Here is a 26233-nt window from a genome sequence, read left to right as displayed (position 1 = left end):
ACTACGGTTAAATTCGGGCAGCAACGCTGCCCGAGGATACAAATTATTTTTCCAAGCCAGCAGGTGGCCAGTTTTCCAATTTCATGCCCAAAGACAAACCACGGGAAGCCAACACTTCTTTGATCTCATTCAAAGACTTGCGACCCAAGTTTGGTGTCTTCAACAGTTCATTTTCGCTACGTTGGATCAAGTCACCAATGTAGTAAATGTTTTCTGCTTTCAAGCAGTTCGCAGAACGTACTGTCAATTCCAGATCATCCACTGGACGCAACAGAACTGGATCAACTGCAGGAGCACGAGATGGTGCTTCAGCAGCGGCTTCAGTGCCTTCCAGAGCAGCAAACACGTTCAATTGATCAACCAAGACGCGAGCAGATTGACGGATCGCTTCTTCAGGGGAAATTACACCGTTTGTTTCGATGTTGATCACCAGCTTATCCAGATCAGTACGCTGTTCAACACGAGCGGACTCAACGGCATAAGAAACACGACGCACTGGAGAGAACGATGCATCCAGAATCATACGACCGATAGTTTTGTTCGCATCTTCAGACAAGCGACGAACGTTACCTGGTACATAGCCGCGACCTTTTTCTACTTTGATTTGCATGTCGAGCTTGCCGCCAGCAGTCAAATTAGCGATCACGTGATCTGGGTTAATCAACTCAACATCGTGTGGAAGATCGATATCGGAAGCCAATACTGCGCCTTCGCCATCTTTCTTCAATGTCAAAGTAACTTCATCACGGTTGTGCAACTTGAATACAACACCTTTCAAGTTCAACAGAATATCAACGACGTCTTCTTGCACGCCATCGAGGGAAGAATACTCATGAACAACACCACCGATAGTTACTTCGGTTGGCGCGTAACCTGTCATTGTCGACAGCAATACGCGGCGCAACGCGTTACCCAGTGTGTGGCCATAGCCACGTTCAAACGGTTCCATCGTCACTTTAGCGTGACCGGCACCGAGCATTTCCACATCAATGATACGTGGTTTCAACAGATTGTTTTGCATGAAATGTCCTTTTCAATACCCTCGGTTCGTTACACCGATAAGGCTGATGGCATTAAAGAAAAAGCCTGCCTGTCGAAAACAGGCAGGCCGTGAAACTTAATATTAACGAGAATACAATTCAACGATCAGGGATTCGTTGACATCGTGAGCGATGTCGCTACGATCTGGCATGGACTTGAAAGTACCTTCCATTTTCTTCGCATCAACAGCAACCCAAGATGGCATACCACCTTGTTCTGCCAAAGACAGGGCTTCAGCGATACGAACTTGCTTTTTCGCTTTTTCGCGAACAGCAACAACATCACCAGCTTTCACTTGGTAAGAAGCGATGTTAACAACAATACCGTTCACTGTGAATGCTTTGTGGCTCACCAATTGGCGCGCTTCTGCACGTGTGGAACCGAAGCCCATACGGTATGCAACGTTGTCCAAACGGGATTCCAACAATTTCAACAATGTTTCGCCAGTGTTGCCTTTTTGACGATCGGCTTCAGCGAAGTAACGGCGGAATTGGCGTTCCAAGATACCGTACATACGTTTAACTTTTTGCTTTTCGCGCAATTGGTTACCGAAGTCAGAGGTACGAGCACCGGAAGTGCGACCATGTTGACCTGGTTTAGCGTCGAGTTTGCATTTTGAATCTAAAGAGCGACGTGCGCTTTTCAGAAACAGATCCGTGCCTTCGCGACGGGATAACTTAGCTTTTGGTCCGATATAACGTGCCACAGTATTTTCCTTTAATTAATGACGCAGAGCAGAGCTGCGCTAGTCTGATCTACCTGCTATCAGACAGTGGTCTTAAAGACACCCTTACGTCTTTTACTACGTAAAAAATGCCTGAAATAAAAATTCCCAACACAAAACCCGCCAACAAAATGGCGGGCTTGCATTCTAACGGAAAATCCGTCAGAACGCTAGCAACAAATAATGCTGCTTAGATACGACGACGCTTTGGAGGGCGGCAGCCGTTATGTGGAACTGGAGTTACGTCTTGGATCAAAGAAATCTTGATACCGAGATTGTTCAATGCGCGAACTGAAGATTCACGACCTGGGCCTGGGCCTTTGATGCGAACTTCCAGATTTTTGATACCGCATTCAACAGCAACTTTACCTGCTGCTTCCGCTGCAACCTGCGCCGCGAAAGGAGTAGATTTACGTGAGCCTTTAAAACCAGCACCGCCAGCAGTTGCCCAAGAGAGCGCATTGCCTTGACGATCAGTGATCGTGATGATGGTGTTATTGAAAGAAGCGTGAACGTGAGCAATACCTTCTGCAACGTTCTTTTTAACTTTCTTACGAGCACGTGCTGCTGCTGCGTTATTTTGTGCTTTTGCCATAATAATTTCCTTGGATCCGGGCTAGCCTGGATTATTTCTTCAGAGATTGAGCTGCTTTACGTGGGCCTTTACGTGTACGTGCGTTAGTACGTGTACGTTGACCACGGCAAGGCAAGCCTTTACGATGGCGCAAGCCGCGATAGCAACCCAAGTCCATCAAGCGTTTGATGTTCATGGACAATTCACGACGCAAGTCGCCTTCGACGATAAATTTACCGATTTCGTCGCGAAGCTTCTCGAGTTCGTTGTCATCCAGATCTTTAACCTTTTTATTGGTCAAAACACCTGTTGCTTCACAGATTTTCTGTGAGCGTGGACGGCCAATACCATAGATAGCTGTTAAGCCGATTACGGTATGCTGATGATTTGGGATATTAACCCCTGCGATACGTGCCATTCGTTATTCCTCGTTCAATAACGTTAATTAACCTTGGCGCTGTTTATGGCGTGGTTCTGTGCAAATAACACGAACAACACCTTTGCGCTTGATGATTTTGCAGTTGCGGCAAATCCGCTTAACTGATGCGAGAACTTTCATTTTTGCCCTCTTCCCTTTTAATACAATTTAATTTACTTGGTACGGAACACTATTCGCGCCCGGCTCAAATCATAAGGCGTCAATTCCACTGTCACCTTATCACCTGGAAGAATACGAATATAGTTCATTCGCATCTTCCCGGAAATATGGCCTAGTACAACATGCCCGTTTTCCAACTTAACTCGAAATGTTGCATTCGGAAGATTCTCAAGAATCTCGCCCTGCATCTGTATAACGTCGTCTTTTGCCATTCGATCTGCTGTTCCTTCAGGCAATTACCGAGAAGGAATCCCGCCCTTGAAATTTGCTTTACGAAGAAGCGATTCATACTGCTGGGACATTACATAATTCTGAACTTGCGCCATGAAATCCATGGTAACGACCACGATAATCAGCAGCGAAGTACCGCCGAAATAAAATGGTACCTTCCACTTGGCGATCAAGAATTCAGGTAATAAACAAACCAGCGTAATATAAACCGCACCGGCCAGTGTCAAACGCATCAAGATCTTATCGATATAGCGTGCTGTTTGATCACCTGGACGAATTCCCGGAACAAACGCGCCACTCTTCTTCAAGTTGTCAGCTGTTTCTTTGCTGTTAAATACCAATGCGGTATAAAAGAAGCAGAAGAAAATGATCGCAGCTGCATACAACAAAGCGTGAATCGGCTCGCCTGGTGCCATCGACGCTGCGAGATCCTTCAAGAAGGTGATAAACCCGCTTGTAGAAGCGCCTGCGCCTTTGGTGAACCAGCTAGTAATCGTCGCTGGGAACAAAATAATGGAAGAAGCGAAGATCGGAGGAATAACACCTGCCATATTCAACTTCAACGGCAAATGACTACTTTGCCCGCCATACACTTTATTACCAACCTGACGTTTTGCGTAGTTGACCAGGATTTTACGCTGACCACGTTCCACAAAAACCACCAGATACGTTACCGCAGCCGCAATCACACAGATCAACAAGACCGATGCCGGATGCATAGAACCTGTACGAACCAGTTCAAACAAGTTACCTAAGGCATTCGGCAAACCAGCAGCGATACCTGCGAAGATGATAATGGAGATACCATTACCCAAACCACGCTCCGTAATCTGCTCGCCTAGCCACATCAGAAACATCGTTCCAGTTACCAACGTTACTACAGTAGTGAGACGGAATGCCATACCGGGATCGAGAACCAACCCTGGCTGGGCTTCCAACCCAAACGCAATAAAATATGCCTGCACCGTCGCTAACAGCAGAGTGCCATACCGAGTATATTGAGTAATTTTTCTACGACCGGATTCGCCTTCTTTCTTCAGCGCTTCCAGTTGTGGAGAAACGATAGACATCAACTGCATGATAATCGATGCCGAAATATACGGCATGATCCCGAGTGCAAACACGGTAAACCGTGATAATGCACCACCGGAGAACATGTTAAACATACCCAAAATACCGCCTTGGTTTTGCTTGAACAGGTCCGCCAATGCAGTTGGATCTATACCAGGCACTGGCACGTGAGCACCAATCCTGTAGACAACCAGTGCTGCAAGCAAAAACCAGAGTCGCCCCCAGGGAAATCCGCTTGCTGCACTTTTAGCTTGTTGTGGAGATGTTGCCAATTATTGCTCCGGTGTCTGCACTGAATTAAGCGATTGTACCGCCAGCAGCTTCGATTGCAGCTTTAGCGCCTTTAGTGACGATCAAGCCGTTCAAAGTGACTTTCTTGGAAATTTCGCCAGACAAGATCACGCGAACTACACGTGCGAGATCAGAAACAACACCAGCTTGTTTCAAAGCTAAGATGTCAATTTCAGTGACTGGAAGATTTTCCAGGTCTGTCAAACGAACTTCTGCTTTGTATGGTGTTGCCAGTGATTTAAAACCACGTTTTGGCAAACGACGTTGCAGAGGCATCTGACCGCCCTCGAAACCGACTTTGTGGAAGCCGCCCGAACGGGATTTTTGACCTTTATGGCCGCGACCCGCTGTCTTACCTAAACCTGAACCGATACCACGACCAACACGACGTTTGTAGTGTTTTGCGCCATCAGCAGGTTGGATGTTATTCAATTCCATAATTTGCTCCGAACATAAGCCTTGCGACTTACGCTACAACCTTCACAAGATACGAGACTTTGTTGATCATGCCGCGTACTGCTGGTGTGTCTTCCAACTCAGAAACTGAATTGACACGACGCAGGCCCAGACCACGTACGGTTGCACGGTGATCTTGGCGTGTGCCGATCAGACCTTTGACCAATTGTACTTTTACTGTCTTAGTCATCGCGCTCTCCTTAACCGAGGATTTCTTCAACGGTCTTGCCACGCTTTGCAGCGATTTCAGATGGAGTACTCATCTTAGCCAGACCATTCAAAGTCGCACGAACCATGTTGTAAGGATTTGTTGAGCCGTTGGATTTAGCAACGACGTTAACAATACCCATTACTTCAAAAATCGCGCGCATTGGGCCACCAGCGATAACGCCAGTACCTTCTTTTGCAGGAGAAATCATGACGGAAGATGCGCCGTGCTTACCAGTAACGGTGTGCTGCAAAGTACCGTTCTTTAAAGTCACTTTAATCATCTTACGACGTGCTTCTTCCATCGCTTTTTGTACGGCTACTGGAACTTCTTTCGATTTTCCTTTGCCCATACCGATACGGCCATCGCCGTCACCTACGACTGTCAACGCAGCGAAACCCATGATACGACCACCCTTAACCACTTTGGTTACACGGTTGATCGCGATCATTTTTTCGCGCATGCCATCATCCGGCTTGTCGGCTGCTGTTTTTGCTTGCATTTTTGCCATGACAAATTTTCCTTAGAACTTCAAGCCAGCTTCGCGGGCAGCTTCTGCAAGCGCCTTGATGCGGCCATGGTAACGGAAACCGGAGCGGTCAAACGCAACTTCGGTAACCCCTGCTTTGATTGCCTTCTCTGCTACACGCTTGCCGATCAAAGTCGCGGCGGAGGTGTTGCCACCCGCACCGGATTTGCCAGCCAACTCTGCACGTACTTCTGCTTCGACTGTCGAAGCAGATGCCAACACTTTGGCGTCTGGGCCAATAATGTTTGCGTAGATATGCATGTTGGTGCGATGCACGGCCAGGCGGTTCACTTTGAGTTCTGCGATCTTGGCACGGGTTTGACGTGCGCGGCGCAGACGTGATTGTTTCTTGTCCATCGTCAACCCCTATTACTTCTTCTTGGTTTCTTTAATCACAACCACTTCGTCCGCATAACGGACACCCTTGCCTTTATAAGGCTCTGGGCTGCGGTATGCACGGACTTCAGCTGCCACTTGACCTACTTGCTGCTTGTTAACCCCTTTGATCAGGATTTCAGTAGGTGTTGGCGTAGCACAAGAAACGCCAGCTGGCATTTGATGTACAACTGGGTGTGAAAAACCTAAAGACAAATTCAATTTGTCACCTTGAGCTTGCGCTTTGTAACCAACGCCGACCAATGTGAGTTTTCTTTCGAAGCCTTTAGTAACACCGCTTACCATGTTATTGACCAAAGCACGTAATGTGCCTGTCATAGCATTAGCTTCACGGCCATCATTGGCTGGTGAAAAACTCAAAGTGCCGTTGTCGTTCGCAATTGTCACTAAGCCGTTTAAGCTTTGTGTCAATACGCCCATAGGACCTTTTACTGTAATCTGCTCTGCTGAAATTGCAACTTCTGCACCGGCCGGCAAAGCGATTGGCATCTTACCTACTCGAGACATCTTTCACTCCTTAGGCGACGTAGCAAATAACTTCGCCACCGACACCGGTTGCGCGCGCTTTGCGGTCAGTCATGACGCCTTTTGGTGTGGACACAATGGCCACGCCCAAACCGTTCATCACGCTTGGAATCTCGTCTTTACCTTTGTAAATACGGAGACCTGGACGTGAAACACGTTCCAAACGCTCAATAACAGGACGTCCTGCATAATATTTCAAGCCGATTTTTAATTCGGACTTACCTGCAGTTTCCAAAACTGCGAAATCTTCAATGTAACCTTCGTCTTTAAGTACGTTTGCAATAGCAACTTTTACTTTGGAAGACGGCATCGCAACTACAGTTTTTTGAACAACTTGTGCGTTACGAATGCGGGTCAGCATATCGGCGATAGGATCGCTCATACTCATTGCTTATTCTCCTATTACCAGCTGGCTTTAGTCATACCCGGGATTTCACCACGCATGGCGACTTCACGGAGTTTAATACGGCCCAAACCGAATTTACGGAATGTGCCACGTGGGCGACCTGTCAAAGCGCAACGATTACGCTGGCGGGTCGGATTAGAATTACGTGGCAAAGCCTGCAACTTCAGGCGAGCGATATAACGCTCTTCTTCAGTTTTTGATTGGTCATCAATGATGGCCTTCAATTCGGCGCGCTTACCAGCGAATTTCTTCACCAAATCTGCACGCTTTTGCTCACGATTAATCAGTGCCAATTTTGCCATGGCGACCTCAGTTTCTGAACGGAAATTTAAATGCGGCGAGGAGTGCTTTCGCTTCTTCGTCGGTCTTTGCTGTTGTCGTGATACTGATGTTCATACCACGCAATGCGTCGATCTTGTCGTACTCGATTTCAGGGAAAATGATCTGTTCCTTGACACCGATATTGTAGTTACCACGACCATCAAACGCACGACCAGAAACACCACGGAAGTCACGTACACGTGGCAATGCCACAGTGATGAAACGATCCAGGAATTCATACATCTGAGCGCCACGCAAAGTAACCATACAACCGATTGGATAGCCTTCACGGATTTTAAAACCAGCGATCGCTTTACGTGCTTTAGTCACGACAGGCTTTTGGCCAGCGATTTTGGTCAAGTCACCAACAGCATGCTCGATAATCTTTTTGTCAGCGATTGCTTCAGACAAACCCATGTTCAGGGTGATTTTCAAGATACGTGGAACTTCCATCGAAGACTTGTACGCGTACTTTTCAGTCAGCGCCGCAACGATTTTTTCTTTATATAATGCTTGTAGACGGGCCATGATGTTATGCCTTCACAACTTCGCCAGTCGACTTGTAGACGCGGACTTTCTTACCATCCACGACCTTAAAGCCTACACGGTCTGCTTTGCCAGATGCAGCGTTGAACAACGCAACATTTGACACATGAATCGGCATCAATTTATCAACGATGCCACCTACTGCGCCAGTCATTGGGTTTGGCTTAACTGCTTTTTTAGCGACATTAATGCCTGCTACAACAACGTAATCGCTGTCGATGCATGCTTGCACCTGACCACGTTTACCTTTGTCTTTACCCGTCAAGACGATGACTTCGTCGTTTTTACGAATTTTATTCATCACGACTCCTTACAGCACTTCTGGAGCCAAAGACACGATTTTCATGAAGCGCTCAGTACGCAGTTCGCGTGTTACTGGGCCGAAAATACGAGTGCCGATTGGCTCAAGCTTTGCATTCAATAATACTGCAGCGTTGCCATCAAATTTGACCAACGAGCCATCTTGACGACGAACACCCTTAGCTGTTCTCACAACCACGGCGTTGTAAATTTCACCTTTTTTTACACGACCGCGTGGAGCAGCAGACTTCACAGTGACTTTAATTACATCACCGATACCCGCATAACGACGCTTGGAACCGCCCAATACTTTGATGCACAAAACTTCGCGCGCACCAGTATTGTCAGCCACTTCCAGCCGGCTTTCTGTTTGAATCATAATGTTCTCTTTCCCAACTTAATCCACATCACTTGCACAATGCAAGCTTGTAGTCAGTCTTGGTCCTGCCAGCCAACCCCTACATAACCTACAATGCACGAGCCAACTGATTAGGTGGACGATTTTTTAACCACTTTCACAACGAGAGGGTGTTGCGAAAGACATTTAGGCTGTCATTTACATGTATTGCAAATGACAGCCCATCATTATTACATCAAAAAAATTTTTGTGCAATAAATTTATACGACTTGTGCTACTTGAACCACACGTGTCACTGTCCAAGCTTTAGTCTTGGAGATTGGACGGCCTTCTTGGATCTCAACTGTGTCGCCAGCTTTTGCCTGGTTCGCTTCATCGTGTGCGTGGTACTTTGCAGTACGTACGATGATCTTGCCATACAAAGGATGTTTGACGTGACGTTCAACAACCACTGTTACGGTTTTGTCCATCTTGTCTGACACAACTTTGCCAATTAATGTGCGCTTCAATGCCACTTTAACTTGATCGTTCATTATTTGGCATCCTTCTGGTTCATGACGGTTTTAACACGTGCGATGTCACGACGAACTTTTTTCAACTGTGAAGTGTTAGTCAGTTGCTGTGTAGCGATTTGCATACGCAGGCTGAATTGTGCCTTCAACAGATCATTCAGTTCTTTGGTCAAAGCCGCTTGATCTTTACCTTGGAGTTCAGATACTTTCATTTACAACTCCTATTATTGGCCGACTTGACGGACGACGAACGTAGTCATCAACGGCAATTTAGCTGCAGCCAAGCGGAACGCTTCGCGTGCCAGCGCTTCATCGACACCATCCATTTCGTACAACATCTTGCCTGGTTGAATCTCGGCAACGTAGTACTCTGGATTACCTTTACCATTACCCATACGAACCTCTGCAGGTTTCTGGGAAATTGGCTTGTCCGGGAAAACGCGGATCCAAATACGACCACCACGTTTAATATGACGTGTCATCGCACGACGCGCAGCTTCGATCTGACGCGCTGTGATACGACCACGGCCAACCGCTTTCAAGCCAAACTCACCGAAGGAAACAGCTGTACCACGGGAATGAGAAATCCCCTTGTTACGGCCTTTTTGCTCCTTACGATATTTTCTGCGTGCTGGTTGCAGCATGATTATTCTCCTGCTTTCTCAGCTGGAGCTGCAGCGTCAGCTTTTGCGCGTACGCGCTTGGCTGCTGGAGCTGCTGCACCAGTTGTATTTTGCCCTTCAGGACGCTTAGCACGTGGACGGCTGTTTGGCTTGCCATCGTCACGACGTGGACCACGACGTTTTTTGTCGTCTTCTGGAGTCGCTTCGATAACAGGCGCATCGCCATTTGCTAAACGATCACCTTTGTAGACCCACACTTTTACGCCAATAATGCCGTATGTTGTGGATGCTTCGCCAAAACCGTAGTCGATATCAGCGCGCAATGTATGCAGAGGCACACGGCCTTCGCGATACCATTCTTTACGTGCGATCTCAATACCGTTCAAACGACCACCGGACATGATCTTGATGCCTTGAGCACCCAAACGCATTGCGTTTTGCATCGCACGTTTCATCGCGCGGCGGAACATAATACGTTTTTCGAGCTGTTGAGCGATCGAATCAGCGATCAATTGAGCATCGATTTCTGGCTTGCGAATTTCTTCGATGTTCACGTGAACTGGCACGCCCATCATCTTAGACAATTCAGCTTTCAATACTTCGATGTCTTCGCCTTTTTTACCGATTACAACGCCTGGACGGGAGCTGTAAATTGTAATACGTGCGTTTTTCGCTGGACGCTCAATAGTGATGCGGCCTACAGATGCGTTTTTCAGTTTTTTCTTCAGGTACTCACGTACTTTCAGATCTTCACCGAGCATAGCAGCGAAATTGCCGTTGCCTGCATACCAACGTGAAGACCAGTTACGTGTTACCGCAAGACGGAAACCGGTTGGATGTATCTTCTGTCCCATCGTGACTCCTTAGTTACCGACAGTCACATAAATGTGACAGGATTGTTTAGAGATACGATCACCACGACCCTTAGCGCGTGCTGTGAAACGCTTCAGAATCGCACCTTTTTCGACATAGATACTTGTCACTTTCAGCTCGTCGATATCTGCACCATCGTTGTGCTCGGCGTTTGCAATTGCAGACTCCAACACTTTCTTAATGATTGCAGCACCTTTTTTCGGGCTGAATGCCAGGATATTCAATGCCTGATCTACTTTTTTACCACGGATCAGATCTGCCACGAGGCGACCTTTTTGCTCAGACAGACGCACACCGCGAAGATTAGCTTTAGTTTCCATCATCGGTCCTTATTTCTTAGCCTTTTTATCGGCAGCGTGACCCTTGAACGTACGGGTCAGCGCAAATTCGCCGAGCTTGTGACCAACCATGTTTTCGGAAACATAAACTGGTACGTGTTGCTTACCGTTATGTACCGCAATGGTCAAACCGATGAAGTCCGGCATAATTGTCGAACGACGGGACCAAGTCTTGATTGGCTTTTTGTCTTTGTTTGCTTGCGCAGCTTCGACTTTCTTCACCAGGTGGGCGTCGCAGAACGGCCCTTTTTTCAATGAACGTGTCATGTTTTATCCCTTATTTCTTACCACGGCGTGAGACGATCATCGAAGTAGTACGCTTGTTGCGACGTGTCTTCTTGCCCTTGGTCTGTTGACCCCATGGAGAAACTGGATGACGACCTGCTGCAGTTCTACCTTCACCACCACCGTGCGGGTGATCGATCGGATTCATGACCACACCGCGAACGGTAGGACGAACACCGCGCCAACGCATCGCACCAGCTTTACCAATCTTACGCAGATTGTGCTCGCCGTTACCAACTTCACCGATCGTTGCGCGGCATTCGATATGAACGCGACGCACTTCACCGGAACGCAAACGAACTTGAGCGTATGTACCTTCACGCGCCATCAGAACAACGCCAGCACCCGCTGTACGTGCCATCTGAGCACCCTTGCCTGGCAACATTTCTACGCAGTGCATAGTTGTACCAACAGGGATGTTACGGATTGGCAAGCAGTTACCAGATTTGATTGGCGCTTGAGAGCCGCTCATCACCTGATCACCAACAGCCATACCTTTAGTAGCGATGATGTATGCACGTTCGCCGTCCGCGAAGCACAACAATGCGATGTGTGCTGTACGGTTAGGATCGTATTCAATACGTTCTACTTTTGCAGGAATACCGTCTTTTGTGTTGCGTTTGAAGTCAACAATACGATAATGCTGCTTATGACCACCACCGATATGACGGGTAGTGATGTGACCGTTGTTATTACGGCCAGCAGTTTTGGATTTCTTTTCCAACAAAGCAGCAAACGGACGACCTTTGTACAGGCCTTCTGTTACCACTTTCACCATACCACGACGACCTGGTGAGGTTGGCTTCATCTTAACGAGTGCCATGCTTATGCCCCCTCAGTGAAGTTGATTTCTTGACCTGGCTTCAAGCATACAAAAGCGCGTTTTGTATGATTGCGACGGCCATTAAATCTACCGGTACGTTTTTGTTTACCTTGACGATTTGCCACTTGTACAGATTCAACTTGAACCTTAAACAGCAATTCGACGGCAGCTTTGATTTCTGGCTTGGTTGCATCTGGCATTACCAGGAAAACCACTTGCTCGTTCTTCTCAGCAACCATAGTTGCTTTTTCAGAAATAACAGGAGCCAGCAACACCTTCATCAGGCGTTCTTCGCTATGTTTGATTAATGCGCTCATGCCAGCATCTCCTCAATCTTTGCCAGTGCTGGCTTAGTGATCAACACTTTCTTGTAGAACACCAAAGAAACTGGATCAGCATAACGTGGCTCAACAACCAAAACGTTTGCCAAGTTACGTGCTGCCAACATCAGATTTTCGTTGAATTCATCAGTGATGATCAAAACGGAATCCAGGCAACCCAATGCTTTCAATTTTTCCGTCAACAATTTTGTTTTCGGAGCATCAACAGCAACATCATCAACCACGTTCAGACGACCTTCACGAGCCAACTGAGACAGAATCGAGCAGATACCTGCGCGATACATCTTTTTGTTAACTTTGTGAGAGAAGTTCTCATCTGGTGTATTTGGGAAAATACGACCACCGCCACGCCACAAAGGAGAGGAAGACATACCAGCACGTGCACGACCAGTACCTTTTTGACGCCAAGGCTTCTTAGTTGTGTGGTGGACTTCTTCACGATCTTTTTGCTTGCGATTGCCGCTACGTGCGTTCGCTTGGAATGCAACAACGACTTGATGAATCAAGGCTTCGTTGTAATCACGACCGAAGATAGTATCAGGAGCAACGACGTTCGCTGCAGCTTGACCTTGTTCGTTTAGGAGCTTCAGTTCCATGGATTAGGCTCCCTTCTTTGCTTTAACTTTAACAGCAGGAGATACCACTACCTGACCATTTTTTGCACCCGGTACAGCACCCTTCACCAGCAACAACTGACGCTCTGCATCTACGCGAGCGATTTCCAGATTTTGCACAGTGCGAGTAACGTCACCCAAGTGACCAGTCATGCGCTTACCAGGGAAAACACGACCTGGATCCTGCGCCATACCGATAGAACCTGGAACGTTATGGGAACGGGAGTTACCGTGAGTAGCACGACCAGAAGCGAAGTGGTGACGTTTAATGGTACCGGCATAGCCTTTACCAATTGTTACGCCTTGCACGTCAACTTTTTGACCAGCTTCGAACAATCCAACAGGCACAACATCGCCAGCTTTCATTTCGGAAGCTTTAGCAGCATCAACACGAAATTCTTTTAATACAGTACCAGCTTCAACACCTGCTTTTGCGAGGTGACCGGCAGCCGCTTTAGTTACGCGGGATGCACGGCGCTGACCGAAGGTTACCTGAACAGCGGAGTAACCGTCTGTTTCAGGAGTTTTGACTTGCGTCACGCGGTTGTTTGACACGTCTAAAACAGTAACTGGAATCGAATCCCCGTCATCTGTAAAGATGCGCATCATGCCAACCTTGCGACCAACTAGGCCCAAGCTCATTATTTTCTCCATTCTCACCTACGATTGGGTGAGGCTGATGTTTAAAAAACTTAAACGAAAAGGTTAGCGGAAGCTAACCTACATTTAAGCCTTTGATTATAGCCCACAAATTTTTTATTTACAACGCAAATTATTTGAAATTTCAAAAAAATGTGGTATGTCAATTCCTTTTAAATTCGCCAATTTACGTTTACACAATAAATCAGCGAATGTTCAAACGGATTGATTATTGCAGTTTGATTTCTACATCAACGCCAGCTGGCAAGTCGAGCTTCATCAAAGCGTCAACTGTTTTGTCTGTTGGGTCAACGATGTCCATCAGACGCTGGTGTGTACGGATTTCAAATTGGTCACGGGAAGTTTTGTTCACGTGTGGGGAACGCAATACGTCGAAACGTTGAATACGTGTTGGCAGTGGAACTGGGCCTTTAACAACTGCGCCAGTACGTTTTGCTGTTTCAACGATTTCCAAAGCAGATTGATCGATCAATTTGTAATCGAATGCTTTCAGACGAATGCGAATCTTTTGATTTTGTGTGGACATGCTAATTCCTATAAAGAACGAGCCAACAACTCAAGGAGCGTGGCAATTTTTACAAAGAGCGAATACTAAAAAAAAAGCGGCTGACGTGCTTAAAAACACGGCAGCCGACTAGTGTACTACAAAATTACGAATTACTCGATGATTTTTGCAACAACGCCCGCACCAACTGTACGACCGCCTTCACGGATAGCGAAGCGCAAGCCTTCTTCCATCGCGATCGGGTTGATCAGTTTTACTGTGATCGATACGTTATCACCTGGCATAACCATTTCTTTGTCTTTTGGCAACTCGATCGAACCAGTTACGTCCGTTGTACGGAAGTAGAACTGTGGACGGTAGTTGTTAAAGAATGGTGTATGACGACCACCTTCATCTTTAGACAATACATAGATCTCACCAGTGAAGTGGCTATGTGGCTTGATTGAACCTGGTTTTGCCAACACTTGACCGCGCTGGATATCTTCACGCTTAGTACCGCGCAACAATACACCAACGTTATCACCAGCTTGACCTTGATCCAGCAATTTGCGGAACATTTCAACGCCAGTACATGTTGTTTTTACTGTGTCTTTGATACCAACGATTTCGATCTCTTCACCAACTTTAACGATACCGCGCTCAACACGACCAGTAACTACTGTACCGCGACCAGAGATAGAGAACACGTCTTCTACTGGCAACAAGAATGCGCCGTCAACTGCACGTTCTGGTGTTGGGATATAGCTGTCCAATGCATCAGCCAATTTCATGATCGCTTCTTCGCCCAATGGACCTTTGTCGCCTTCAAGCGCCAATTTCGCGGAACCTTGGATGATTGGCAAATCGTCGCCTGGGAATTCGTATTTGGACAGTAACTCACGTACTTCCATTTCAACCAATTCCAACAATTCAGCGTCATCAACCATGTCGCACTTGTTCAGGAACACGATGATGTATGGAACACCAACTTGGCGAGCCAACAGGATGTGTTCACGTGTTTGTGGCATTGGGCCGTCTGCTGCGGAGCAAACCAGGATCGCGCCGTCCATCTGCGCTGCACCAGTAATCATGTTTTTAACATAGTCAGCATGGCCTGGGCAGTCAACGTGAGCGTAGTGACGTGCTGCTGTTTCGTATTCTACGTGCGCTGTGTTAATTGTAATACCACGTGCTTTTTCTTCTGGTGCTGCGTCGATTTCGTCGTATTTTTTCGCTTCGCCGCCGAATTTAGCGGACAAAACTGTCGCAATCGCTGCTGTCAGTGTAGTTTTACCGTGATCAACGTGACCAATTGTACCGACGTTGACGTGCGGCTTGGTGCGTTCGAACTTACCTTTTGCCATTTTATTCTTCCTTCAAAAAGAACGATTTATTAACATAATACCTACCCCGGCATGGGGCAGGTTTTTAATACGAATTACTTAGCTTTAGATGTTACGATTGCATCGATAACGTTCTTAGGCGCTTCAGAGTAGTGCTTGAATTCCATGGAATATGTTGCACGACCTTGTGTTGCTGAACGCAGCGATGTGGAGTAACCAAACATCTCAGACAAAGGTACTTCAGCTTTAATGATTTTGCCGCCACCGCCAGCAATTTCATCCATACCTTGAACCATACCACGACGGGAAGACAAGTCACCCATCACAGTACCAGCGTAGTCTTCTGGTGTTTCGACTTCAACAGCCATCATTGGTTCCAGAATAACTGGGCTTGCTTTGCGGCAGCCATCTTTGAACGCCATCGAAGCCGCCATACGGAACGCGTTTTCGTTGGAGTCAACGTCATGGTAAGAACCGAAGAACAGTGTAACTTTAACGTCAACAACTGGGTAACCAGCCAATACACCGGAAGTCAATGTTTCACGAACACCTTTTTCAACCGCAGGGATGTATTCACGTGGAACTGTACCGCCTTTGATCGCGTCAATGAATTCAAAACCTTTACCTGGTTCTTGCGGTTCGATCTTCAATACAACGTGACCGTATTGACCGCGACCACCAGATTGCTTAACGAACTTACCTTCGATTTCTTCACATACTTTGCGAATTGTTTCGCGGTATGCAACTTGTGGCTTACCAACAGTAGCTTCCACGTTGAATTCACGCTTCATACGGTCAACGATAATGTCCAGATGCAATTCACCCATACCGGCGATAATTGTCTGACCAGATTCTTCGTCTGTACGTACGCGGAAAGATGGATCTTCAGCAGCCAAACGGTTCAGTGCCAAGCCCATTTTCTCTTGGTCAGCCTTTGTTTTTGGCTCAACAGCTTGAGAAATAACTGGCTCTGGGAACACCATACGTTCCAGAACAACGATGGATTTTTCATCGCACAGCGTATCACCAGTTGTTGTGTCTTTCAGACCAACAACCGCAGCGATATCACCCGCCATCATTTCTTTGATCTCTTCACGTTGGTTCGCGTGCATTTGAACCAGACGGCCGATACGCTCTTTTTTACCTTTAACAGAGTTGTAAACGCTGTCGCCAGAATTCAATGTACCAGAGTAGCAACGGATAAAGCACAATTGACCAACGAATGGGTCAGTAGCGATTTTAAACGCCAACGCAGAGAATTTCTCTGTGTCTTCTGCTTTACGTACAACTGGCTCTTCATCTTCATTCACGCCAGGAACTGGTGGAATGTCAACTGGAGATGGCAAGTACTCAATAACCGCATCCAACATCGCCTGAACGCCTTTGTTCTTAAATGCAGTACCGCACATCATAGGAACGATTTCGTTGGAGATAGTACGTGCACGCAACGCTTGCTTGATGTCAGCTTCTGGCAAATCACCTTCTTCAAGGTATTTGTTCATCAACTCTTCACTGGCTTCAGCAGCTGCTTCAACCATGTTTTCACGCCATTTTTGCGCTTCAGCAACCAGATTCTCAGGAATATCACGGTATTCGAACTTCATACCTTGGGATGCTGTATCCCAGATAATCGCTTTCATCTTCACCAGATCGATCACGCCTTCGAACAAGTCTTCAGCGCCGATAGGTACTTGCAAAGGAACTGGGTTCGCTTTCAAACGTGCACGCATTTGATCGTACACTTTGAAGAAGTTCGCGCCCGTACGGTCCATTTTGTTGACGAATGCCAAACGTGGAACTTTGTACTTGTTAGCCTGACGCCATACAGTTTCAGACTGAGGCTGAACACCGCCCACCGCACAGTAAACCATGCAAGCACCGTCGAGAACACGCATAGAACGTTCAACTTCGATCGTGAAGTCAACGTGGCCTGGTGTATCGATGATGTTGATGTGGTGAGGAGCGAAGTTGTTCGCCATACCGCTCCAGTAGCATGTTGTCGCTGCTGAAGTAATGGTAATACCACGTTCCTGCTCTTGCTCCATCCAATCCATGGTAGCAGCGCCGTCATGCACTTCACCGATTTTGTGATTTACACCGGTGTAGTACAGAACGCGTTCAGTTGTCGTCGTTTTACCTGCATCAATGTGAGCGGAAATACCGATATTGCGGTAGCGCTCAATGGGGGTCTTACGGGCCATAGATAATCCTAAATCTTTTAATGGACAAAACCGAGCGCAATTTTTTTGTAAAAATCGCGCCCGGCCTGATTCAAAATACTTGCCAGAGCCGTTGCATAAATATCATACAAAGGCTCCCTACTCTTACTCTTAGAAGCGGAAGTGAGAGAAGGCCTTGTTGGCTTCAGCCATACGATGGACTTCATCACGTTTCTTCATTGCACCGCCACGACCTTCAGCGGCTTCCAGCAACTCTCCACCCAAACGTTGTGGCATGGATTTTTCGCTACGCTTGTTAGCGGCTTCACGCAACCAACGCATAGACAAAGCTAAGCGGCGAACTGGACGAACTTCTACAGGCACCTGGTAGTTTGCACCACCAACACGGCGAGATTTAACCTCAACCAGTGGTTTAGCATTGTTGATTGCCAGAGCGAACACTTCCAATGGATCTTTACCAGATTTTTGTTGGATGTGGTCGAATGCACCGTAGATGATGCCTTCAGCAACAGACTTCTTGCCGGACAACATCAATACGTTAACAAATTTTGCTACTTCTACATTACCGAATTTTGGATCCGGCAATACGTCCCGTTTCGGGACCTCACGACGACGTGGCATTTCAATTCCTTTCAATCTTCAGTTGAGCACCAAATAACACTTTACTGGCACTCGCGACAGGCCATCATAACCGGTCACTTACTCGGCTCATTCCGAACCGACACTGATCCGTAAATTTTACGGAGATTAAATTACGAGATAATTACTTCTTAACTGCCTTAGCGCGCTTAGAACCATATTTGGAACGAGCTTGCTTACGGTCTTTAACGCCTTGGGTATCCAATGCGCCGCGAACCATATGGTAACGAACACCTGGCAAATCCTTAACACGACCACCGCGCAGCAACACTACGCTATGTTCTTGCAGGTTATGACCTTCACCGCCGATGTACGAAATAACTTCGAAACCGTTGGTCAGGCGAACTTTGGCAACTTTACGCAAAGCCGAGTTAGGCTTTTTTGGAGTTGTAGTATAAACGCGGGTGCAAACGCCACGTTTCTGCGGGCTGTTTTCCAGCGCCGGCGATTTGCTCTTTACACGTGCGGAAACACGTGGTTGGCGAATCAGTTGATTGATGGTTGGCATCGTTTTTAATCCAACAAAATACAACGTTAAACATAAACCCGGAAACGGTTGCCCGGGAACTAAGAATCATTTTTTACGTCCGAATATTCAGACGAGCCCGATAGACCTACCTGAACCTGCCTGCTTTTTAGGCATCACATTTGCATTTTGTATGCAAGCCTGAATTTAAAAAGTGCAAACCCAAAATCGAGAACTCGCAATTTTATGCCCCTTTGATCAAGCCTGTCAACGCTTTTTATCTGGAGAGACCTTGACTAAAGTGATGAAATACGGTCTCTCAGAGTAGGAAACTTTTGCGGAAAATCAAGTATTTCCGCAAAACCTTGCATCGATAGCAATGAAATGGTCAAGAAACGCACACGCTTGCTAGCGTACATAGAACGATCACACCGCCTTTTTCGCTCAGAACGCTCCGATTTGTTGGCGATACGAAAAGTCACACCGTTTGGGGCACAAATCCATTATATTGTCGCGCTTTCGCTCGTTGCTTTGATCTCGCGCATTAGCCATTGATGAACTCATTGATATGCACCTCATGGGTTAGATGGATTGGCTAGGGGCTTGAAATCAACGTTCGTCTCTCTTCTTCCCTTGATTCGTTCGCCTGCGAAAGGCGGACTACCAAATAATGCAATTTTTACTACGACCCAATACGTGTTTCTTGCTAGGCAGCTATGGTTTGCTGTCCGCGGTCGCCTTTTTTTCTCTCGTTATCGGTAAGCCACTGAACCATGGTTGGCAATTACTCGTCACCGAAGTGATCGCTTGGATCGTTTTCTGGGCGGTGATGCAGCGTCCGCGTTGGTTTCATTATTTGTTGCTACCTGCCATGTTGGCGGCGCCCGTGGAGATTTATTTACGGATGTACTTCGGCCAAGGGATTTCGACACATCACTTAGGCATCATCGTCGAAACAAGCCCATCTGAGGCGATGGAGTTTTTAGGGCATAAAATTTGGCTATTGTTGCTACTCGTGATCGGGTTGGTCACTTGGTGGTGGGCGCTACTAAGAGCGGCAAAAGCAACACCGGAGCTAGAGTGGCGCCATTATTCGCGCTGGATCGTGATTGCCGTGGCGTTGGTTGGTACGGGTATTTGGCAATACGGCAACTCGGTCGGCATTGCAGCCACCCCTATTGCACCACAAACGAAATCGGACGCAAGCGATGAAGACGAACCAGAAAGCGTCGTCGTGAATACAGAAACGAAGGGGATTCCCTTTGTGAATCCCCAGTTAGAGCAACTACGTCTCCGTTTAGTCAAAAGTCCCGGCAAATTACCGGCGTGGGCACACATTCCTTACAGTGAAGAGGTGATGACGCAAACGTGGCCCTTTGGTCTCGTGTCGTACGCTATCGATTTTTGGATGGAGCGTAGCTACCTCAAGCAATTGGCGGAGAAAAGCAGAAATTTCCGCTTCCATGCCACATTGGAGGGCGACCCAACCCTTCCTCAAACTGTTTTGCTTGTGATTGGAGAATCCTCCCGCTTTGATCGCTGGAGTCTCAATGGATATCGACGTGAAACCAATCCTGAGCTCGCCTCGGAGAGTAATCTCGTCAGCTTTAAAGACATGGTCACGCCAGTGACAGCAACCCGCTTATCTGTCCCCATCATCATCTCGCGCAAGCCTGCCACCATGGGACTCAAGGCAGGATTTTCGGAAAAATCCTTCCTCACTGCCTACAAAGAAGCCGGGTTCAAAACCTTTTGGATTTCAAATCAAATGAGCTTCGGCAAATTTGACACCCCGGTTTCCGCCTTTGCCAACGAAGCCGACGTGACCGAATTTCTCAATTTGGGTGGGTTCACCAATACCTCTAATTTTGATGACGTTTTATTGGCACCACTGATGCGCGCCATGCAGGATCCACGCCCTAAAAAGCTCATCGTTCTGCATACGCTGGGGAACCACTGGAACTACAGCCACCGCTATCCAAAAACCTTTGATCGTTGGCAACCATCGCTCTTCGGTATCGTGGACCCAGAATATACTGATCTGAGCAATAAAGATGCGTTAAACAACAGCTATGACAATTCGGTCTTGTACACCGATCACATTCTTGCTGAAGTCATTCAACGACTCAAAGCCAGTCAACAACTCACATCAATGATGTACGTGTCTGATCACGGGCAAACGCTCTACGACGGCGACTGTCAGTTAGCATTTCATGGACATAACACACAGTTTGAATTTCACATTCCGTCTTTTATCTGGTTCTCGGATGCCTATCAAACACAGTTCCCGGACAAGATTGAACAATTACGCAAACATCAGCAATTCAAATTGTCGACTGAAAATGTTTTCCATACGCTGGTTGATATGGGAAATATTCACCTCCCAGACGAACAACCTGAATGGAGCATTCTGAATAGCAAGCTCAAAAAACATATTCGCTATGTCGATAGCAATGGATGGACCGACTACGATAATGCCGATATCACGGGCGCTTGCCATGAAGTGATTACAAAAAAACCGGTAACAAAAAAACGAAAAAAGAAAAGTAAATGAACGTGCGCATGGATCGGGCACGGCGGCCAGACCTTGCCCGATGCCGCGCTAAGAATTACTCTTTAGCAATTTCATCAGTAACGATTCGGCGTCTATTGTTCGACTCAGCATCACAGGATAAAACGCTCCATTGCAGCAACAAGCTTATCTGGCTTACACTTATCGCATGCCCACAGATCTTCCTCCCACAATTGCTGTAAGCGTTTCCGATGAAACAGTCATTACGCTCACTGGTGCGTGGGTGGTCAATGCCCTCGCCCATGGTGATCGGCTCGCCACCCTTCAGGCCCAATTGGCAACACTCTCCGCTGGGTCTGATGCCCAATGGGATTTACGTCAGTTAAGTAACCTTGATCATATCGGCGCGCAAACGCTGTGGCGCGCTTGGGGGAAGCGACGTCCGCCATCTCTCATAATGCAACCCAGTCACGAGGGCATTTTTGAACGTCTCGCCATCGTGAGTGCCATGCCACTTCCTATTACACCCAAGCCGCGTCTGACACGGACGATGTTGCTTGGCAATCGCGTTCTGGGATTTTTTCATCATTTATTCAGTTTCATTGCTTTGCTTGGGCAATTGATGCTGGATGTGTGGCGTTTTATCAGGCATCCCATGAAGGGACCTTGGAAAGAGATCTCCGCCAACATCTACCGCATGGGTGCACAAGCATTAGGGATTACGGCGCTTGTTGGTATTTTGATTGGTATCGTGCTCTCCTACCTTTCAGCGCAACAGCTACGCGCGTTTGGGGGAGACTTGTACATTGTCAATTTGCTGGGCATGAGCATTATCCGGGAACTAGGTCCAATGCTCGCTGCGATTCTGGTGGCAGGACGATCTGGTTCGGCGATTACAGCGCAACTAGGTGTTATGCGGGTCACCGAAGAACTCGATGCGATGCGTGTCATGGGCATACCCCACGGATTTCGCCTGATCATGCCTAAAGTACTCGCGCTCATTATTGCTATGCCGCTATTGATCATCTGGACGGACATCATGGCACTCATCGGTGGCATGATTTCTGCAGAGGCTTTACTCGGCATGTCGCCTGCATTTTTTATCTATAAATTGCCCGAAGCCGTTCCGTTACTGAACTTCTGGATCGGTCTCGGAAAAGGGGCAAGCTTCGGTTTGCTGATCGCCCTCATTGCCTGCCACTTTGGCTTGCGCATTGAGCCTAATACGGAAAGTCTTGGGCGCGGCACCAATAGCGCCGTTGTTACCGCCATTACTGTCGTGATTATTGCCGATGCGCTTTTTGCGATTATGTTTAGTAAAGCGGGGTACTGACGCATGGAACCAGACAACATTATCGACATTCAAGGATTGCGAACACAATTCGGACGTACTGTCGTGCACGATAATCTGGCATTACAAGTGCGGCGCGGGGAGATCTTGTCGATCGTTGGTGGCTCTGGCACAGGGAAAACCGTATTGATGCGCCAGATGCTGGGGCTAGAACTTCCCAAACGCGGTCAAATCAACGTTTTTCATGAGAATATTCATGCCCCCAAGGCAGGGCATTTGAATTACCTGCGAAAGCGATCGGGTATGTTGTTTCAACATGGTGCGCTCTATTCGGCACTCAGTGTGTTTGATAACGTCGCTCAACCACTGCGTGAATTTACCACCTTGCCTGAAGAATTGATCACCGATATTGTCTACCTGAAACTACAAATGGTCGATATCGCGTTTGAACACGCCCGAAAAATGCCCTCTGATTTATCGGGTGGGATGGTTAAACGGATTGCCTTGGCACGCGCACTCGCACTTGATCCGCAGTTGTTATTCCTTGATGAGCCTACGGCCGGTTTGGATCCCGACCGTTCAGATAGCTTTGTACAATTAATTCTGTCGCTGCACCGGCAGCTGGGGTTGACCGTTGTCATGGTCACCCATGATCTCGATAGCTTATTTGCGCTGTCCAGCAGGATTGCTGTTTTAGCAGAAAAGCGCGTGATCGTTGTCGGCACACCGCAAGAGGTGGTCGCCTTCCCTCACCCATTTATCGACAGTTTTTTCCTCGGCGGACGTGGTGTCCGCGCGATGGAAGTCATGGCCCCAGCGGGGCAATAGGAAATGTATGGAAAACCGATCTCACGCCCTTATTGCTGGTTTTTTTACCATCGCGCTGATCACGATTACTTGCTTTTTTGCTTTTTGGTTAGGACACGATAAGATTCAACGCGTCCCTTACGAAATCGTGACCTCCTCGTCGGTCTCAGGATTAAATCTGCAAGCTGCTGTGCGCTACAAAGGTATCAAAGTCGGTAATGTGACAGACATTAATTTTAGTACCCAAGTACCTGGGCAGATTTTGCTGCGCATTGAAGTCATTCCAACAACGCCCGTCACGACGGCCACCTTTGCTACGCTTGCATACCAAGGGGTAACCGGCATCGCTTTCGTTCAGCTAGATGACGATAAGCAGCCGGGTGCGACCTTGCTCGCTAACAGCCAGAATAAAGACGCCTTGCCGCAGATTCCTTTACGTTCCAGCGTTTTACAAACTTTAGAACAACGTGGCATCGCGATCTTGAATCAAACACAAGAGCTCACACAACGCATCAATCACTTGCTCGATCCTGATAACCCTGCATCGCTTCTGGCAACAATTGATCACTTTAGCAAAGCCGCCGACCAATGGGGTGCGGTGCCTGCCCAAATTGCACCGAGTCTGAGTAAGCTTCCCGGTTTGATTGATCAGACACAATCAACGCTCAAGTCAATCAATAACCTCTCTGCCGATGCGAGTCAATTCACACAAAATATCAATCAATTGAGTCGACAGTTACAGGCATCCGATGGTCCGATTGCGCATTTCAACAATACATTAGACCAATTAACGCATAGCGTGACGACAGAAACCTTACCGCGTATTCAGACACTGACCGGCGAAGCACGCACATCGTTGCGCCTTCTCAATCGTACGACTGAGAATTTGAATGAGCGTCCACAAAGTATCTTATTTGGCAATCCACCTGCCGCACCAGGACCCGGCGAGGCCGGTTTTGTTGCGCCAGCGTCTGCTCCACAATAAAGGAGAATCTATGTTTCGTCTTAGTTCGATAAGTCACTCTATGCCCCTGCTACGTCGCGTTTATATCAAGGGGGCCATGCTGATGGTCATCGCGAGCATCATCGGCGGCTGTGCGAGCACGAATGCCGTACAACGGCAACAATACGACTTTGGGCTCGTTGATACCAAAGACGTACAAGGACACCAAGCCGAAGCAGGTGTCATGAGTGGAAAAAAACCTTTCACTATCGCACTCGCTGAGATTGCCGTCGCACCGCCACTGGATAGCACTGCGATGTGGTATCGACTCAATTACGACAATAGTCAACAGTTGAAAGCCTATGCCAATGCGCGATGGAGCACGCCCCCAGCGCAGTTGTTTGCACAGCGTTTGAAAATACAAAGTGTTTCGAGTGGTCTCCAACTCATGACGACCAACGATAGTATCAACGGCGTACCCGTCTTACGCATCGAGATCGATGAGTTTTCTCATGTCTTTAACACCCTGTCTGACAACCATGCCCACGTCAGTCTGCGTGCGATGCTCACAAAAGGGAATGTCCTTCTTGGACAACGTCAGTTCACACGGCAGGTGGCTGGAAAAACAGCCGATGCCGCGGGCGGGGCACACGCGATGCAAGAAGCGTGTGATCTCGTCATTAACGACATCCAACAATGGCTGACACAAGTCACGACAAAGTAATTCAACGACGAAACGATAGAACATAACGAGCTGTCATTGATGACGACACCCCCTCAGACAATAGAAACAGAGCGACATATGCGTAGTTCCCCGTTTGCGCGGGTGAGTCTGGCGGCGTATCTATTTTTAATTTTGTATGCCAGTTGGTATCCCTTCACCGGCTGGCGCGCCAACAACCTGTCAGCACTACCGGATGTCATACGTGCATGGCCTCGATATTGGACTATGTTTGATGTCACGACCAATATTCTTGGCTACATCCCATTCGGCGCACTCATTGTTTTTGCCTTGTATCCTCGCATTCACCGCTGGTGGGCGGTGGTCGTTGCGGTAGTATTCGGCGCAACGGTCTCGGCGACGGCGGAGCTGGTGCAATATTTTATTCCCAGCCGTGTGACCTCCTTATTAGACTTTCTGACCAACGCTGGCGGTGCCACCCTCGGCGCTATTGCTGGTGCGCTGCTGACACCTTTGATTATGCAAAAAGGACGTCTGCAATTATTACGCAAGCAATGGACCTATCAGGAATCAAGCCGTGAGATTGTGATCTTAGGGTTGTGGCCCATGGCGCAGCTTTACCCGCAAGCGTATCTGTTTGGGATGGGCGAAATTCTTCCGCTGATTTCTCAAAAATTAAGCCTTTTTTTTGATATGGACATTGATCTCAGCGCCTTTTTTTTACAGGGTATTGAGCCCAATGCGGATATCTACCTGCTGGCAGAGGCATTCATCACTGCATGTGGCTGTACGGGAGCGATTTTAATTTGCCTAAGCCTTCTCAATCGCCACGCACCGAAAATGATGTTGTCGCTTTTATTACTGCTTTTGGCGGTCGTTTGTAAATCACTGGCAAGTGCCCTGTTGTTCAATCCAGAATATGCATTTGCTTGGTTCACGCCAGGTGCACGTGGTGGTCTGATGATTAGCATGATTATGTTGTACGGGTTTTCTTTTGCCCCCGTCCATGTTCAGAAACGTCTCGCGATCATGTTGCTGTTGATTTCTCTTGTTGTCGTTAATTTATTACCAGACAACCCGTATTTTGAAGTGACGATGCAGGCTTGGGTGCAGGGAAAATTTTTGAACTTTAATGGGGCCGCACAGTTCTTAGCCTTATTCTGGCCATTTCTTGCGATATGGGCTTTGTTACGCAAGCCACGTCCGGAAGGGCGCTAGTTTGCAGTATCATAGCGGTTGAAT

At 47.6% G+C, this 26233-nt stretch carries 38 protein-coding genes; 6 read left to right on the top strand and 32 right to left on the bottom strand.

The genetic code is table 11. The features are described 5' to 3' along the window. Positions 1-43: 43 nt before the first annotated feature. The 32 genes from ACO0K2_RS07040 to rpsL form a co-directional block, all read right to left on the bottom strand. Complete coding sequence (locus tag ACO0K2_RS07040; RefSeq protein ID WP_423017123.1) at positions 44-1021, bottom strand: DNA-directed RNA polymerase subunit alpha; 978 nt, start codon at positions 1019-1021, stop codon at positions 44-46. Positions 1022-1123: 102 nt separating this feature from the next. Next, positions 1124-1747: a 30S ribosomal protein S4 gene (gene rpsD, locus ACO0K2_RS07035; protein WP_423017121.1), complete on the bottom strand. Its 624-nt coding sequence runs from the start codon at positions 1745-1747 to the stop codon at positions 1124-1126. Between the two features lie 208 nt (positions 1748-1955). Next, a complete protein-coding gene (rpsK, locus tag ACO0K2_RS07030; RefSeq protein WP_110255932.1) occupies positions 1956-2360 on the bottom strand; it encodes a 30S ribosomal protein S11 in 405 nt (134 codons plus the stop codon). Between the two features lie 31 nt (positions 2361-2391). Next, positions 2392-2757, bottom strand: coding sequence for a 30S ribosomal protein S13 (rpsM, locus tag ACO0K2_RS07025; RefSeq protein ID WP_186884641.1), 366 nt, complete (start codon positions 2755-2757; stop codon positions 2392-2394). A gap of 27 nt (positions 2758-2784) precedes the next feature. After that, positions 2785-2898 (bottom strand): 50S ribosomal protein L36, encoded by a 114-nt coding sequence (gene rpmJ, locus ACO0K2_RS07020; protein ID WP_014004415.1) that lies wholly within the window; start codon positions 2896-2898, stop codon positions 2785-2787. Positions 2899-2930: 32 nt separating this feature from the next. Further along, positions 2931-3149 (bottom strand): translation initiation factor IF-1, encoded by a 219-nt coding sequence (gene infA, locus ACO0K2_RS07015; RefSeq protein ID WP_005663428.1) that lies wholly within the window; start codon positions 3147-3149, stop codon positions 2931-2933. A 24-nt stretch (positions 3150-3173) separates the two neighbouring features. Beyond that, entirely contained in the window at positions 3174-4511 is a 1338-nt protein-coding gene (secY, locus tag ACO0K2_RS07010; protein WP_423017119.1) for a preprotein translocase subunit SecY, read from the bottom strand. 25 nt (positions 4512-4536) lie between these two features. Further along, positions 4537-4968 carry a 50S ribosomal protein L15 gene (gene rplO, locus ACO0K2_RS07005; RefSeq protein WP_423017117.1) on the bottom strand — a complete coding sequence of 144 codons (432 nt, stop codon included), beginning with the start codon at positions 4966-4968 and terminating at the stop codon, positions 4537-4539. A gap of 28 nt (positions 4969-4996) precedes the next feature. Next, a complete protein-coding gene (gene rpmD, locus ACO0K2_RS07000; protein ID WP_186911217.1) occupies positions 4997-5176 on the bottom strand; it encodes a 50S ribosomal protein L30 in 180 nt (59 codons plus the stop codon). Positions 5177-5186: 10 nt separating this feature from the next. Further along, positions 5187-5705 carry a 30S ribosomal protein S5 gene (rpsE, locus tag ACO0K2_RS06995; RefSeq protein WP_110255927.1) on the bottom strand — a complete coding sequence of 173 codons (519 nt, stop codon included), beginning with the start codon at positions 5703-5705 and terminating at the stop codon, positions 5187-5189. Between the two features lie 12 nt (positions 5706-5717). Further along, the gene (rplR, locus tag ACO0K2_RS06990; protein ID WP_423017115.1) at positions 5718-6080 is read right to left on the bottom strand and encodes a 50S ribosomal protein L18; all 363 of its coding nucleotides are present in this window, start codon (positions 6078-6080) and stop codon (positions 5718-5720) included. Between the two features lie 12 nt (positions 6081-6092). Next, positions 6093-6626, bottom strand: coding sequence for a 50S ribosomal protein L6 (rplF, locus tag ACO0K2_RS06985; RefSeq protein ID WP_423017113.1), 534 nt, complete (start codon positions 6624-6626; stop codon positions 6093-6095). A 10-nt stretch (positions 6627-6636) separates the two neighbouring features. After that, positions 6637-7032 carry a 30S ribosomal protein S8 gene (gene rpsH, locus ACO0K2_RS06980; RefSeq protein ID WP_176804273.1) on the bottom strand — a complete coding sequence of 132 codons (396 nt, stop codon included), beginning with the start codon at positions 7030-7032 and terminating at the stop codon, positions 6637-6639. A 14-nt stretch (positions 7033-7046) separates the two neighbouring features. Next, positions 7047-7352 carry a 30S ribosomal protein S14 gene (gene rpsN / locus ACO0K2_RS06975; RefSeq protein WP_186911220.1) on the bottom strand — a complete coding sequence of 102 codons (306 nt, stop codon included), beginning with the start codon at positions 7350-7352 and terminating at the stop codon, positions 7047-7049. A 7-nt stretch (positions 7353-7359) separates the two neighbouring features. After that, complete coding sequence (gene rplE, locus ACO0K2_RS06970; RefSeq protein WP_186911221.1) at positions 7360-7899, bottom strand: 50S ribosomal protein L5; 540 nt, start codon at positions 7897-7899, stop codon at positions 7360-7362. A 4-nt stretch (positions 7900-7903) separates the two neighbouring features. Further along, a complete protein-coding gene (rplX, locus tag ACO0K2_RS06965) occupies positions 7904-8218 on the bottom strand; it encodes a 50S ribosomal protein L24 (RefSeq protein WP_423017111.1) in 315 nt (104 codons plus the stop codon). Between the two features lie 9 nt (positions 8219-8227). Further along, positions 8228-8596, bottom strand: a complete 369-nt coding sequence (gene rplN / locus ACO0K2_RS06960; RefSeq protein WP_006464924.1) for a 50S ribosomal protein L14 — start codon at positions 8594-8596, stop codon at positions 8228-8230. 239 nt (positions 8597-8835) lie between these two features. Next, positions 8836-9108: a 30S ribosomal protein S17 gene (gene rpsQ / locus ACO0K2_RS06955; RefSeq protein WP_162039553.1), complete on the bottom strand. Its 273-nt coding sequence runs from the start codon at positions 9106-9108 to the stop codon at positions 8836-8838. Then, a complete protein-coding gene (rpmC, locus tag ACO0K2_RS06950; protein ID WP_162021780.1) occupies positions 9108-9299 on the bottom strand; it encodes a 50S ribosomal protein L29 in 192 nt (63 codons plus the stop codon). The genes rpsQ and rpmC overlap by 1 nt, the downstream gene beginning before the upstream one ends. Positions 9300-9311: 12 nt before the next feature. Continuing rightward, entirely contained in the window at positions 9312-9731 is a 420-nt protein-coding gene (gene rplP / locus ACO0K2_RS06945; protein WP_186911223.1) for a 50S ribosomal protein L16, read from the bottom strand. A gap of 2 nt (positions 9732-9733) precedes the next feature. Then, complete coding sequence (gene rpsC, locus ACO0K2_RS06940) at positions 9734-10564, bottom strand: 30S ribosomal protein S3 (protein ID WP_423017109.1); 831 nt, start codon at positions 10562-10564, stop codon at positions 9734-9736. Between the two features lie 9 nt (positions 10565-10573). Then, complete coding sequence (gene rplV / locus ACO0K2_RS06935; protein ID WP_423017107.1) at positions 10574-10906, bottom strand: 50S ribosomal protein L22; 333 nt, start codon at positions 10904-10906, stop codon at positions 10574-10576. Positions 10907-10912: 6 nt separating this feature from the next. Then, a complete protein-coding gene (rpsS, locus tag ACO0K2_RS06930) occupies positions 10913-11188 on the bottom strand; it encodes a 30S ribosomal protein S19 (protein WP_124574225.1) in 276 nt (91 codons plus the stop codon). Between the two features lie 10 nt (positions 11189-11198). Beyond that, complete coding sequence (rplB, locus tag ACO0K2_RS06925; protein ID WP_423017105.1) at positions 11199-12029, bottom strand: 50S ribosomal protein L2; 831 nt, start codon at positions 12027-12029, stop codon at positions 11199-11201. 2 nt (positions 12030-12031) lie between these two features. Next, positions 12032-12346 carry a 50S ribosomal protein L23 gene (rplW, locus tag ACO0K2_RS06920; RefSeq protein ID WP_186911227.1) on the bottom strand — a complete coding sequence of 105 codons (315 nt, stop codon included), beginning with the start codon at positions 12344-12346 and terminating at the stop codon, positions 12032-12034. Beyond that, a complete protein-coding gene (gene rplD, locus ACO0K2_RS06915) occupies positions 12343-12966 on the bottom strand; it encodes a 50S ribosomal protein L4 (RefSeq protein ID WP_423001154.1) in 624 nt (207 codons plus the stop codon). Before rplD ends, rplW begins: the two co-directional genes overlap by 4 nt. A gap of 3 nt (positions 12967-12969) precedes the next feature. After that, positions 12970-13626 carry a 50S ribosomal protein L3 gene (rplC, locus tag ACO0K2_RS06910; RefSeq protein WP_186911229.1) on the bottom strand — a complete coding sequence of 219 codons (657 nt, stop codon included), beginning with the start codon at positions 13624-13626 and terminating at the stop codon, positions 12970-12972. A gap of 226 nt (positions 13627-13852) precedes the next feature. Then, positions 13853-14170 (bottom strand): 30S ribosomal protein S10, encoded by a 318-nt coding sequence (rpsJ, locus tag ACO0K2_RS06905; protein ID WP_110255911.1) that lies wholly within the window; start codon positions 14168-14170, stop codon positions 13853-13855. Between the two features lie 131 nt (positions 14171-14301). Continuing rightward, the gene (gene tuf / locus ACO0K2_RS06900) at positions 14302-15492 is read right to left on the bottom strand and encodes an elongation factor Tu (RefSeq protein ID WP_423016974.1); all 1191 of its coding nucleotides are present in this window, start codon (positions 15490-15492) and stop codon (positions 14302-14304) included. Positions 15493-15566: 74 nt separating this feature from the next. Then, positions 15567-17672, bottom strand: a complete 2106-nt coding sequence (gene fusA, locus ACO0K2_RS06895; protein ID WP_423017103.1) for an elongation factor G — start codon at positions 17670-17672, stop codon at positions 15567-15569. 129 nt (positions 17673-17801) lie between these two features. Next, positions 17802-18272 carry a 30S ribosomal protein S7 gene (gene rpsG, locus ACO0K2_RS06890; protein WP_162039546.1) on the bottom strand — a complete coding sequence of 157 codons (471 nt, stop codon included), beginning with the start codon at positions 18270-18272 and terminating at the stop codon, positions 17802-17804. 142 nt (positions 18273-18414) lie between these two features. Next, entirely contained in the window at positions 18415-18798 is a 384-nt protein-coding gene (gene rpsL / locus ACO0K2_RS06885) for a 30S ribosomal protein S12 (RefSeq protein ID WP_186913921.1), read from the bottom strand. A gap of 628 nt (positions 18799-19426) precedes the next feature. Between rpsL and ACO0K2_RS06880 the strand changes: the two genes are divergently transcribed. From ACO0K2_RS06880 to ACO0K2_RS06855, 6 genes are all read left to right on the top strand, one after another. Beyond that, complete coding sequence (locus ACO0K2_RS06880; RefSeq protein ID WP_423017101.1) at positions 19427-21310, top strand: phosphoethanolamine transferase; 1884 nt, start codon at positions 19427-19429, stop codon at positions 21308-21310. Between the two features lie 166 nt (positions 21311-21476). Beyond that, a complete protein-coding gene (locus tag ACO0K2_RS06875) occupies positions 21477-22601 on the top strand; it encodes an MlaE family ABC transporter permease (RefSeq protein WP_423017478.1) in 1125 nt (374 codons plus the stop codon). A gap of 3 nt (positions 22602-22604) precedes the next feature. Next, positions 22605-23387: an ABC transporter ATP-binding protein gene (locus ACO0K2_RS06870; RefSeq protein WP_423017099.1), complete on the top strand. Its 783-nt coding sequence runs from the start codon at positions 22605-22607 to the stop codon at positions 23385-23387. A 7-nt stretch (positions 23388-23394) separates the two neighbouring features. After that, positions 23395-24351 carry an MlaD family protein gene (locus ACO0K2_RS06865; protein ID WP_423017097.1) on the top strand — a complete coding sequence of 319 codons (957 nt, stop codon included), beginning with the start codon at positions 23395-23397 and terminating at the stop codon, positions 24349-24351. Between the two features lie 10 nt (positions 24352-24361). Next, entirely contained in the window at positions 24362-25033 is a 672-nt protein-coding gene (locus ACO0K2_RS06860) for an ABC-type transport auxiliary lipoprotein family protein (protein ID WP_423017095.1), read from the top strand. Between the two features lie 39 nt (positions 25034-25072). Further along, the gene (locus ACO0K2_RS06855; RefSeq protein WP_423017093.1) at positions 25073-26209 is read left to right on the top strand and encodes a VanZ family protein; all 1137 of its coding nucleotides are present in this window, start codon (positions 25073-25075) and stop codon (positions 26207-26209) included. The last annotated feature ends 24 nt before the right edge of the window (positions 26210-26233 follow it).

It is taken from the genome of Undibacterium sp. MH2W (genome assembly GCF_049340215.1).
Classification (GTDB): Bacteria; Pseudomonadota; Gammaproteobacteria; order Burkholderiales; family Burkholderiaceae_D; genus Undibacterium.
Note: the sequence above shows the minus strand (reverse complement) of the source record. Positions and strands in the feature narration are given on the sequence as shown.